General features: G+C 45.1%; 10 protein-coding genes. 7 read left to right on the forward strand and 3 right to left on the reverse strand.

Annotation, left to right across the window (positions count from 1 at the left end; all coding sequences use genetic code 11):
• Positions 1–120 precede the first annotated feature (120 nt).
• The 4 genes from R2S67_RS17625 (at position 121) to R2S67_RS17640 (ending at position 4,911) form a co-directional block, all read left to right on the forward strand.
• Positions 121–1,590, forward strand: coding sequence for a protein adenylyltransferase SelO (locus R2S67_RS17625; protein WP_317346045.1), 1,470 nt, complete (start codon positions 121–123; stop codon positions 1,588–1,590).
• A 212-nt stretch (positions 1,591–1,802) separates the two neighbouring features.
• Positions 1,803–2,801 (forward strand): TRAP transporter substrate-binding protein, encoded by a 999-nt coding sequence (locus tag R2S67_RS17630; RefSeq protein ID WP_005390503.1) that lies wholly within the window; start codon positions 1,803–1,805, stop codon positions 2,799–2,801.
• Between the two features lie 70 nt (positions 2,802–2,871).
• Positions 2,872–3,546: a TRAP transporter small permease gene (locus R2S67_RS17635; RefSeq protein WP_005390505.1), complete on the forward strand. Its 675-nt coding sequence runs from the start codon at positions 2,872–2,874 to the stop codon at positions 3,544–3,546.
• A gap of 3 nt (positions 3,547–3,549) precedes the next feature.
• Positions 3,550–4,911 carry a TRAP transporter large permease gene (locus tag R2S67_RS17640; protein WP_317346046.1) on the forward strand — a complete coding sequence of 454 codons (1,362 nt, stop codon included), beginning with the start codon at positions 3,550–3,552 and terminating at the stop codon, positions 4,909–4,911.
• Positions 4,912–4,953: 42 nt separating this feature from the next.
• Here R2S67_RS17640 and R2S67_RS17645 read toward each other — a convergent pair whose 3' ends face one another.
• From R2S67_RS17645 to R2S67_RS17655, 3 genes are all read right to left on the reverse strand, one after another.
• A complete protein-coding gene (locus R2S67_RS17645; RefSeq protein ID WP_041853050.1) occupies positions 4,954–5,136 on the reverse strand; it encodes a hypothetical protein in 183 nt (60 codons plus the stop codon).
• Between the two features lie 78 nt (positions 5,137–5,214).
• Positions 5,215–6,552 (reverse strand): sigma-54-dependent transcriptional regulator, encoded by a 1,338-nt coding sequence (locus R2S67_RS17650; RefSeq protein ID WP_005390512.1) that lies wholly within the window; start codon positions 6,550–6,552, stop codon positions 5,215–5,217.
• A 4-nt stretch (positions 6,553–6,556) separates the two neighbouring features.
• Complete coding sequence (locus R2S67_RS17655) at positions 6,557–8,362, reverse strand: ATP-binding protein (RefSeq protein ID WP_317346048.1); 1,806 nt, start codon at positions 8,360–8,362, stop codon at positions 6,557–6,559.
• Positions 8,363–8,888: 526 nt separating this feature from the next.
• Between R2S67_RS17655 and tig the strand changes: the two genes are divergently transcribed.
• The 3 genes from tig to clpX all read left to right on the forward strand — a co-directional run bounded on the left by tig (position 8,889) and on the right by clpX (position 12,279).
• Positions 8,889–10,196 (forward strand): trigger factor, encoded by a 1,308-nt coding sequence (tig, locus tag R2S67_RS17660; RefSeq protein WP_005390526.1) that lies wholly within the window; start codon positions 8,889–8,891, stop codon positions 10,194–10,196.
• 105 nt (positions 10,197–10,301) lie between these two features.
• The gene (gene clpP / locus R2S67_RS17665) at positions 10,302–10,928 is read left to right on the forward strand and encodes an ATP-dependent Clp endopeptidase proteolytic subunit ClpP (protein ID WP_005382347.1); all 627 of its coding nucleotides are present in this window, start codon (positions 10,302–10,304) and stop codon (positions 10,926–10,928) included.
• A 70-nt stretch (positions 10,929–10,998) separates the two neighbouring features.
• Complete coding sequence (gene clpX, locus R2S67_RS17670) at positions 10,999–12,279, forward strand: ATP-dependent protease ATP-binding subunit ClpX (protein ID WP_005390528.1); 1,281 nt, start codon at positions 10,999–11,001, stop codon at positions 12,277–12,279.
• The last annotated feature ends 67 nt before the right edge of the window (positions 12,280–12,346 follow it).

A 12,346-nucleotide genomic window follows, 5' to 3' on the forward strand; every position in this document is an offset into this window, starting at 1 on the left:
ATACCTTCCTACCGCCTTCGCGTTATTCACGCAAAATACCCATGCCCATTTCATGGCTGAATGACAGTGACGTTCACACGTATACTGACAGCAGTACTTCTTTTTATTAAGGAACCCCACATGTCCATTTGGCAACGGGTCAGTTTCACCCATCGCTTTAGTCAATTACCGTCAGCTTTCTATACTTTGGTCGAGCCGCAACCCTTGGATAACACTCGTTGGGTAGCTTGGAATGGTGAGTTTGCGCAGCAGTTTGGTTTACCAGCAGAGCAAAGCGATGAGCTATTGGCGGTTTTTTCTGGGCAAAGCGAATTCGAACCGTTTCGTCCTCTGGCGATGAAATACGCAGGACATCAGTTTGGCGTTTACAACCCAGACTTGGGCGATGGACGTGGATTGCTGTTGGCGGAAATTGAGCATCAAGATGGCACTTGGTTTGATATTCACCTTAAAGGCGCGGGGCTAACCCCCTACTCGCGAATGGGGGATGGGCGAGCGGTATTACGCTCGACTATCCGTGAGTACCTGTGCAGTGAAGCCATGGCGGGCCTTGGGGTTCCCACGACACGTGCTCTCGGTATGATGGTCAGTGATACACCTGTTTATCGAGAAAAAACGGAATCGGGCGCTTTGTTACTTCGAATGGCTGAAACCCATGTTCGATTCGGTCACTTTGAGCATTTCTTTTACACCAACCAGTTAGCAGAGCAGAAGCTGTTGGCGGATAAGGTGATTGAGTGGCACTTTGCTGATTGTGTATCGGCGGAGAAACCATATGCCGCGATGTTTGACGCCATCGTGACTAAAACAGCCGAGATGATCGCATATTGGCAAGCGTATGGGTTTGCTCATGGGGTAATGAACACCGACAACATGTCGATCCTTGGTCAAACGTTTGATTACGGCCCGTTTGGTTTTCTTGATGATTATGAGCCGGGATATATTTGTAATCATTCCGACTACCAAGGTCGTTATGCATTTGACCAACAGCCAAGAATTGCGCTTTGGAACCTCTCAGCACTCGCGCATGCGCTATCGCCACTCGTTGAGCGAGAAGATTTAGAAGCGTCGTTGAGCCAATTTGAAGTCCGGTTGAGTCAGCAGTTCAGCCGCCTAATGCGTGAGAAGTTGGGTTTAAAAACCAAGATCGCGGAAGATGGACGTTTATTTGAAGCAATGTTTGATCTCCTTCACCAAAATAACACGGATTACACTCGCTTCTTTAGAACGCTTTCAAATCTTGATACTGATTCTTCTCAAGCAGTAATCGACTTGTTTCTCGACCGAGAAGCTGCGCGAGCTTGGCTTGATCTGTACTTAGCTCGATGTGAGCTAGAGGTTGATGAACTAGGGGGCCTGATTTCAGCCGAACAGCGTTGCGAACAGATGCGTCAAGCCAATCCTAAATACATCTTGCGTAACTACTTGGCTCAGTTGGCCATTGATAAAGCGGAAGAAGGGGACTTTAGTGAATTACACCGATTGGCCGAACTGTTAAAGCGTCCATTTGATGAGCAACCCGAGTTTGATGATTACGCGAAATTGCCACCGGAATGGGGGAAGAAAATGGAGATAAGCTGTTCTTCATAAATGGGTCATTTCCCACCCATTTGAATCTTTTTCTTGGGTGGAATTCACTCGTTACACTTCGGATTCATGTTAATGGGCTATGTTAATTTATTGAAATACATATAAATTTTAACATGGTCCATTAATTGCTCCTTGTTGAACATCCGTACCCATCGCCTAACACCTAGTTACTCATGGACGGGATGGGATGTGATTCAACAAGGAGAATAATAATGTTTAAGCCTCTAACTCTACTATCTGTCTCTGCACTTGCTGTTACCAGTTTTAATGCTGCCGCAAATTGTGACCCGGGTGAAACGGTCATCAAGTTTAGCCATGTAACGAACGCGGACAAACACCCTAAAGGCATCGCGGCTTCGTTACTTGAAAAGCGCGTTAACGAAGAGATGAACGGTAAAGTCTGTATGCAGGTGTTTCCGAACTCAACGCTTTACGATGATGATAAGGTGTTGGAAGCACTACTAAATGGTGATGTTCAACTCGCTGCACCTTCTCTTTCTAAGTTTGAGAAATTCACCAAAAAGTACCGCCTTTTCGATCTGCCTTTCTTATTCGACGATGTCGACGCTGTTGACCGCTTCCAAAACTCTGAAGCCGGTGAAAAGCTGAAAAACTCAATGAAACGACGAGGTCTACAAGGTATTGCGTTTTGGCATAATGGCATGAAGCAAATGTCAGCCAACAAGCCGCTCATTTCTCCAGCCGATGCTGAAGGGCTTAAGTTCCGTGTTCAAGCTTCTGACGTTCTCGTTGCTCAGTTTGAACAGCTAGGCGCAAACCCGCAAAAAATGTCATTCAAAGAAGTGTACGGTGGCCTGCAAACTAAGGTTATTGATGGTCAAGAAAATACTTGGTCAAACATCTACGGCAAAAAGTTCTTCGAAGTTCAAGATGGCATTACGGAAACGAACCACGGGATTCTGGATTACCTAGTGGTGACGTCAAACGACTTCTGGAAAAACTTACCAGACGATCAGCGCGAGCAGCTAAACACAATCATCCAAGAGGTGACAGCGCAGCGTAATGCTGAGTCGACCAAAGTGAACCTTGCGAACAAAAACAACATCATCGAAGCTGGTGGTGTGGTTCGCACGTTAACGCCAGAACAGCGCCAAGAATGGGTCACTGCACTTCAGCCAGTATGGAAGAAGTTTGAAAAAGACATTGGTTCTGACCTAATTGAAGCCGCTTTGGCTTCTAACCAAAAATAATAACGCCTAGCACGCTTAGCCCTCTCGATTAGAGGGGGCTCTTTTCCCCTACAGACGACGTGATGTAATTATGGAACAGACTTTTTTTGCCAAGGCTGGACGAATCACCGATGCCATTGAAGAGACTTTGATTGCTTTCTTCTTAGGTGCCATGACCTTGTTAACCTTTGCCAATGTCATCTTTCGTTATGTCTTTAACGACAATATTCTTTGGGCGCTTGAGCTCACCGTCTTTATGTTCGCATGGATGGTGTTGGTCGGCGCTTCTTACGGTGTGAAAAAACACTTTCATATTGGTGTTGATGTGATTATCAACATAGTGCCAGAGGGCAAACGAAAAGCCTTGGCGTTATTCGCTGCAATATGCTGTTTAGCCTTCTCTATTTTGCTTTTAATTGGCTCTTGGAACTACTGGTATCCGTTCGCCACAGACCGAGCGTGGTATGAAACGGATGATATTCCAATGCCGGAAATGCTTCAGTTTATGGCGGATTGGTTAAACGAGGGAGAGCGTTACGAAAAGCTGCCACGTTTTATTCCTTATTTCGCTTTGCCGCTTGGTATGGCGTTGCTAACGCTGAGATTTGCTCAGGCAACATGGCAAATTGCTACCGGAAAGCTCGACCGACTGATTGCAGGGCATGAAGCGGAAGAAGAGCTAGAGGCGCTTCAAGAAGAGATGAGTGATGCTGGTGATCTTATGGCTCCAAAGGCCTCAGACAATTCTAAGAGCAAGGAGCAATAAGCCATGGATATCTTATTTCTATTTTTGATGGTGATTGGCTTCATGCTCGTCGGCGTGCCAATCGCAGTTTCTCTGGGTCTTTCCAGTATTCTTTTCCTTTTGATTCATTCGGATGCGTCTTTGGCGTCTGTTGCTCAAACGTTGTTTAATGCATTTGCTGGACACTACACTCTATTAGCAATTCCATTCTTCATTTTAGCTTCAAGCTTTATGTCGACAGGTGGTGTAGCAAAACGGATCATTCGTTTCGCGATTGCTATTGTAGGCTGGTTCCGTGGTGGTTTAGCGATGGCTTCGGTTGTCGCGTGTATGATGTTTGCCGCGCTGTCAGGTTCATCTCCAGCAACGGTTGTTGCTATTGGTAGTATCGTTATCGCAGGTATGATCAAAAACGGCTACTCAAAAGAGTTTGCGGCCGGCGTAATTTGTAACGCAGGTACGCTAGGGATTTTGATTCCGCCGTCTATCGTTATGGTAGTTTACGCTGCCGCGACCGATGTATCAGTTGGACGCATGTTTCTCGGTGGTGTGATTCCCGGTTTGCTAGCGGGCGTCATGCTGATGATAGCGATCTATATTGCTGCCCGTATTAAGGACCTGCCAAAACAACCATTTGTCGGTTGGAAAGAGACGTTTGATGCAGCTAAGGATGCAAGCTGGGGCTTGTTGCTGGTGGTGATCATTCTCGGTGGTATTTATGGCGGTATTTTCACCCCAACAGAAGCCGCTGCAGTTGCTGCTGTGTACTCGTTCTTTATTGCCAACTTTGTATACAAAGACATGGGGCCATTTGCTGACAAGAAAAACACTAAACCTGCGCTCGTTAAAATCTTCCAAACCTTCGTTCATAAAGACACCAAACACACGCTGTATGAAGCGGGTAAACTCACCATCATGCTGCTTTTCATTATTGCCAATGCGTTAATTTTGAAGCACGTTCTCACGGAAGAGCGCATCCCGCAAATGATCACAGAGTCAATGATGTCAGCTGGTTTAGGACCAATCACCTTCTTGATTGTGGTGAACGTATTGCTGTTGATTGGTGGTCAATTTATGGAGCCATCAGGCTTATTGATCATTGTTGCACCACTGGTGTTCCCAATTGCGATAGCACTGGGGATCGACCCAATTCACTTAGGTATTATGATGGTGGTGAATATGGAGATAGGTATGATAACACCACCTGTTGGGCTTAACTTGTTTGTTACTGCAGGTGTCGCCAAAATGTCGATGATGAATGTAGTAAAAGCCGCACTGCCATGGGTGGCGGTGATGTTCCTATTCCTCATTATTGTAACGTACGTGCCATGGGTGTCGACTTGGTTACCAACGACCTTGATGGGGCCAGAAATCATTACTAAGTAATGGCACCAGATATTTGAAGAAAAACAAAAGAGGTGTGATGATTCACACCTCTTCGTCTATGGGTTTGTAGCTAGGCCTACGAGGGTCTGGGTGGACTCGCCGCTCGTAGCTTCGCCACTTCTTTTTATTCTTGCGCCGCTCCTCGCCTGAACGTCTCTCTTCTTGATATTGCCCGTCTACCATCACGGTATCTGTAATGATCGGTATTCTCACTTTCTCGTTCATATCCGTAACAACCATGATGAATCAGTTATTAAAAATTATGATTCAAGTTGGATATAATACCAATCCTTGAGAATCGTTTTATTTATAGAGCTCTTTATCTATTTGATAGCGTTGCATTTTGTCATACAGAGTTTTTCGAGGCACATTCAATTGCGCCATTGTCTGTTTAATGCTGCCGTTATTTTCCAGTAATGCGCCTTCAATGGCTGCTCTCTCGAACTCTGCTACTTGTTCTGCAAGACTTGAAGAAGGCTTGGCAACTGGAGTCGATTCTCCTAACTGAATTAATTTACCCAATAGCACGAAACGCTCTGCTGCATTTCTTAGCTCGCGAACATTGCCTGGCCAGTCATGGTTCATCAGTTGGGCGAGGTCGTGGGATGACAAGCTAGGAGAGCTTTTACCGTAACGTGAAGCCGCTACCAATAGGAAATGATGGAAGAGGGCAGGGATGTCTTCTTTCCGTTCACGCAGTGGCGGGAGATCTAAGGTAACCACATTCAGTCGATAGTAAAGATCTTGGCGAAAGGTTCCCTCTTCAGCAGCGCGTTTCAAATCGACTTTGGTTGCGGCAATTACTCGAATATCTAAGGGCAAGAGTTCATTCGAGCCGACACGCTCAATCACACGCTCTTGCAGTACTCTCAGTAAACGGATTTGGGCTTGGATTGGCATTGACTCGATTTCATCCAAGAAAAGTGTACCGCCTTGAGCAAATTCAAATTTACCGATACGGCGGCTTTCTGCGCCAGTAAATGCGCCTTTTTCATGCCCGTAGAGTTCGCTCTCAATCAAATTCTCTGGTACTGCACCACAATTTACTGCGACAAAGTTTTGGTTCCGTCGAGAGCTTTGCTCATGCAAAGAACGGGCGATTAACTCTTTACCTGTACCAGTTTCGCCAAACAATAAGATATCTGCATCAGTATCGGCGATGTGAGCAATGGTTTCGCGTAACATTTGAATGCTAGACGTTTCTCCGATAACACGAGGTCCGAGCGTTTTACTTGCCTTGAGAGACAGGCGTAACTTCTCGTTTTCAACCGTTAATTGGCGCTTCTCAATGGCGCGCTTGACGGTTTCAACTAGGTGCTCAGGTGGGAATGGCTTTTCGATAAAATCATACGCTCCTTGGTGTAACGCATTAACCGCCATTGAGATATCGCCATGACCAGTAATCATAATCACGGGAAGATGGGTGTCTTTTCGCACAAGGGTATTCAGTAAATCCATCCCTGAAATACCGGGTAAGCAAATATCGGTAATCACCACTCCTGGCTCGGCTCCCTGCTTAATGGCGAGTAAGGCAGATTCAGCGTCTGGAAAGAATGTGGCATCGATATCTGCCAATTCAAACGTTTGTTCTATTGCCAGTCTAAGATCGGCTTCATCATCAATAAAAAACACCTGACACATGATCTCATCCTTTTGATTGTTCTGTGTTGTTAGGAGCGATAGGTAAACACAATGAAAATCGAGCTCCGCCTTGTTCTCGATTTTGGGCACATAATCTTCCGTTCATACTGGCTAAGATTTGTTGCGAGATGGAGAGCCCTAAACCTAACCCATTTTGTTTGGTAGTTAGGAAAGGCTCACATAAGTCCGAAAGTGAGAAATCTCCAAGCCCTGGACCATTGTCATCTACATGAATCCAAACCAAACCGGCATGTTCGTCTTGCTCTACGGATAACTGTACTTGTTTGTCTTGTTGCTCTTTGAGAGCCTCTATCGCATTGGTCAGCAAATTAACCAACACTTGTTCAAGTTGAATGATATTGATCTGAACTTCAACATCATGCTCTGGTACCTGCGTTTCTAGCGTGACACGTGCAGATTTAAGTGCGGGTTTCATCAGCTCCTTGACTGAGGCAATTACTGGAAACAAACGAGATTGAGCCAGCTCGTTTCCACTGGTTTTTTTAGCGAAAGAACGAAGCTGCTGACTGATGTTTGCCATACGATCAGTGAGGGCTGAGATGCGAGTTAGATTATCTTCCACTCGCTCATATTTTTCTTTTTGGAGGAACAGCTTGCCGTTTTCAGCAAAGCTGCGAATGGCCGCAAGTGGATTATTCAGTTCATGACTGATACTGGCTGACATTTGCCCCAATACTGCTAGTTTCGCAGCTTGAACGAGTTCGTCTTGCGTTAGGCGAAGTGTTTGTTCGGTTTCAATTCTCTGGGCGATTTCTGCTTGCAATTCTGCGGTGCGAGCCATGACTTGATATTCAAGTTTTTGATTGGCCTCTTGCTGAATTCTCTCAAGTTGTAAGTGGCGTTGTTGACGGTGATAGATGAGCTGGCCAATTAAAAACAACACGGTGAATGCAAGAGTAAGTACAAAAATGTAACCCATTGTGAGCCAGACGATAGACTGCTTAGGAGATAGTACACGGATGGTCAGCTTGAGCTCTGGTAGGGGCAACGAAGAGACCACCAAGGTCCCTTTGTTATATGGGTAACCTTGTTTTAGCTCAGAATGCGTTTCCTCCACATTGCCCACCAGTCCTAGGGTTTCAATTGGCTCATCAAGATATTGTCGGCTTGCCCAAACTTGCTTTTTTTCATTCTCAGTCAGCGGTTGTAAGCTTTTGAGTAGCCAATCACTTCGGCTACTCATGAAAACAATCCCGTGCGGATCGCTCGCGACAAACACACTATTTGGCTGCTGCCAGTTGTCTTCTATTTTACTCAAGTCCATCTTAACCACGACCACACCAAGGACGCCGCCCGCGTATATGATCGGATAAGAATAGTAGTAGCCACGCTTACCCGAAGTCGAACCCAGCGCGTAGTATTGGCTTCGTTCCCCAACGATTGCTTGTTTGAAATAAGGGCGGAACGCAAAATTTCGTCCAATAAAAGATCGCTCTTTACGCCAGTTGCTGGCCGCGATCGTTGTACCCCATTGATCGATTAAATAGGTATCTGCCGCTTCAATCACGTCATTAACGGATTCTAAATACCGATTGGTGAGTTCCAGTTGGGCACTGTTATTTGGATGCAGTAACGCTTGATGGAGAGGGTCATCTTTAGCCAGAAGATTAGGGATATGGGCGTATTTATCGAGTTTGTTTTTAATATGACTAGAAAATTGCTCAAGTTGGGACTGGTGTTTATCAAGCAATGATTGATAACTAGTCTGCCAAACCCAATGACCACCTATGATTGCGCAAAGGAAATAGAAGGCAAAAAAAGTCAGCAGAATCCGGTTTTTTTGCGACATCCTTACACTCCTTAAACCTTTCCTTTGGTCACGTAAGAAAATGTTAATAGTTTGTAGGGAGGATTAGGGATTTAGTTTTCAACTCTGTGGAGTAAAACAAGAGCAAGATCTCTTTTTAGGCTTTTCGATAAAAAAACCGGTCGATTCTCTTGAAAAAGTCGCTATTGTCCCCATTCTAGATATGCTGACGATACTTAGACGCTGTTTGAATCGCATTTTTGAGGAAAAAATGGGTCAGCATTCGAGAATTTAGCGCAGACAATGTCCACATAGTGGCTATTGGCTCGACAGGGTTGCGACAGATCGCTAGAATGTCGCGTCTAAAAATTCTGTCCTGAGGCTAATAGGAGATACCTTTGGTAATTTTATCGAAGATATCACTGATTAGTCCGGTACTGACAAACAGTATCGATACTCGATTTAAATTAGGTGTTCGGACAGAACACTACACAAGGATGAAGCGTAAGCTCCGCTGAGTTTCGCTCATACGCTCGGAAAACCGAGCCACTTTAGAGGTTTATATATAATGCAAGTTACTGTTGAAACGCTAGAGGGCCTAGAGCGCCGTCTAAACATTACTGTTCCAGCTGCAAACATCGAAGACGCTGTAACAGCTGAACTACGCAACATCGCTAAAAACCGTCGTTTCGATGGTTTCCGTAAGGGTAAAGTGCCTCTAAAAATGGTTGCTAAGATGTACGGCAAAGCAGTACGTCAAGACGTTCTTGGTGAAGTTATGCAACGCCACTTCATCGAAGCTATCGTTAAAGAGAAAATCAACCCAGCTGGCGCTCCAACTTTCGCTCCTGTAGAAAACAAAGAAGGTTCAGACCTAGTTTTCACTGCAACTTTTGAAGTTTACCCAGAAGTTGAGCTTAAAGGCCTAGAAAACATCACTGTTGAAAAACCGCTAACTGAAGTTAAAGACGCAGACGTAGAAGAGATGATCGATACTCTACGTAAGCAACAAGCTACTTGGGTTGAAGTTGAAGAAGCAGCAGAAGATGGCAAACGCGTAAGCATTGACTTCGTTGGTTCTATCGACGGTGAAGAATTCGAAGGCGGTAAAGCTGAAAACTTCCCACTAGAAATGGGCGCTGGTCGCATGATTCCTGGTTTCGAAGACGGTATCGCAGGTAAAACTGCTGGTATGGAATTCGACATCGACGTGACTTTCCCAGAAGATTACCACGCTGAAAACCTAAAAGGTAAAGCAGCTAAGTTCGCAATCAAAGTGAACAAAGTTGAAGCTCGTGAACTACCAGAACTAAACGACGAGTTCGTTGCTAAGTTCGGTGTTGTTGAAGGCGGTGTTGAAGCACTTAAAGCTGAAGTTCGTAAAAACATGGAACGCGAGCTTAAGCAAGCTGTTAAGAACCGCATCAAAGAGCAAGCGATTGACGGTCTAGTTGAGCAAAACGACATCAACGTACCATCAGCGCTTATCGAGCAAGAAATCCAAGTTCTACGTCAACAAGCTGCACAACGCTTCGGTGGTAACCCAGAAGCTGCTGCTCAGCTTCCACGTGAGCTGTTCGAAGAGCAAGCTAAACGTCGCGTAGTAGTTGGTCTTCTACTAGGTGAAGTAATCAAGTCTGAAGAGCTAAAAGCGGACGACGAGAAAGTTAAAGCTCTAATTGAAGAAATGGCTACTGCATACGAAGATCCATCAGAAGTTATTGCTTACTACGAGCAAAACGAAGAAATGATGAACAACATGCGCAATGTAGCTCTAGAAGAGCAAGCAATCGACGCGATCATCGCTAAAGCACAGGTTTCTGAGAAAGAAGTAGGCTTCAACGAGCTACTTAACCAACAACAACCTGCTGCTTAATAAGCAATATCTTGCGTAGAAGGTTGACTTAACGTTAACTATTCTGCTAACAATGGTCCGTATGATAGTCATCATCCGGGCCATTTATTTTAGGGACATAAGAATATGAGCTACCAAGAAAAAAATGCAATGTCGCCAATTATGGACGCGCTAGTACCAATGGTGGTTGAACAAACTTCCCGCGGCGAACGCTCTTACGACATCTACTCACGTCTGCTGAAAGAGCGCGTGATTTTTTTAACGGGTCAAGTGGAAGACCACATGGCAAACCTTGTCGTGGCTCAGCTACTTTTCCTAGAATCTGAAAATCCAGATAAAGATATTTTCCTATACATCAACTCGCCAGGCGGTAGCGTAACAGCTGGTATGTCTATCTACGATACCATGCAGTTTATTAAGCCAAATGTGAGCACTGTATGTATGGGTCAAGCATGTTCAATGGGTGCCTTCCTGTTAGCGGGTGGTGCGCCAGGTAAGCGTTACGTACTGCCTAACTCTCGTGTAATGATCCACCAACCATTGGGTGGTTTCCAGGGTCAAGCTTCTGATATCCAAATCCATGCTCAGGAAATTCTGACCATTAAGCAGAAGCTAAACAAGTTGTTAGCAGAACATACTGGCCAACCTCTTGAAGTCATTGAGCGCGATACTGATCGTGATAACTTCATGTCATCAGAGCAGGCTGTGGAATACGGTATCGTGGATGCAGTGTTAAGCCACCGCGGCGAGTAATTAGCCAGCGCATTTTGGCAAAAATTGATATACACTCATTCATGAAGAGTAAAGGCTAAGAGGTTAGCGAATGACAGATAAAAGCAAAGAAAGTGGCAGCGGTAAATTGCTGTACTGTTCTTTCTGCGGCAAAAGTCAGCACGAAGTTCGCAAGCTAATCGCAGGTCCGTCAGTGTACATTTGCGACGAGTGTGTCGACTTATGTAACGATATTATTCGCGAAGAAATCAAGGATGTTCTCCCTAAGAAAGAATCTGAAGCGTTACCAACGCCAAAACAGATCCGTGAACACCTTGATGACTATGTGATCGGGCAAGATTACGCGAAAAAAGTGCTCGCAGTTGCGGTATATAACCACTACAAGCGTTTACGCAATGGTGATACAACGAGTGAAGGTGTGGAGCTTGGTAAAAGTAACATCCTTCTAATTGGCCCAACAGGTAGCGGTAAAACACTACTTGCTGAGACATTAGCTCGATTCTTGGATGTGCCATTTACAATGGCAGACGCAACCACACTAACCGAGGCTGGTTATGTGGGTGAAGACGTTGAAAACATCATCCAAAAGCTTCTGCAAAAATGTGATTACGATGTAGCTAAAGCTGAACGCGGCATCGTTTACATTGATGAAATTGATAAAATTTCACGCAAAGCTGAAAACCCATCTATTACGCGTGACGTATCTGGTGAAGGTGTTCAGCAGGCGCTACTAAAACTTATCGAAGGTACGGTTGCATCGGTTCCACCTCAAGGTGGTCGTAAGCACCCTCAGCAAGAATTCCTACAAGTGGACACGTCGAAGATCCTGTTCATCTGTGGTGGTGCATTTGCTGGCCTAGATAAGGTGATTGAGCAGCGTGTTGCAACAGGTACAGGTATTGGCTTCGGTGCTGAAGTTCGTTCTAAAAACGAATCGAAGACCGTGGGGGAGTTATTTACTCAGGTTGAGCCTGAGGATCTAGTGAAGTACGGACTCATTCCAGAATTCATTGGTCGTCTTCCTGTGACAACAACACTGACTGAGCTTGATGAAGAAGCGTTGATTCAGATCCTATGTGAACCGAAGAACGCATTAACCAAGCAATACGCAGCATTGTTTGAGCTTGAAAACGCTGAACTTGAGTTCCGAGAAGATGCGCTGCGCGCTATCGCTAAGAAAGCAATGGAGCGTAAAACAGGTGCTCGTGGTTTACGCTCGATCCTTGAAGGCGTATTACTGGAAACCATGTACGAACTGCCATCTGCGACAGACGTAAGTAAGGTCGTGATTGATGAGTCCGTCATTAATGGTGAGTCAGAGCCATTGCTTATTTATAGCAACTCAGACAATCAGGCCGCTGGAGCAGAATAAATTCAGCCGTAATGAAAAAGGAGGTAAGTAATTACCTCCTTTTTTTATTTCTCTTATTGAATCCAAA

The sequence above is a fragment of the Vibrio sp. T13N genome (assembly GCF_032970445.1).
Classification (GTDB): Bacteria; Pseudomonadota; Gammaproteobacteria; order Enterobacterales; family Vibrionaceae; genus Vibrio; species Vibrio diabolicus.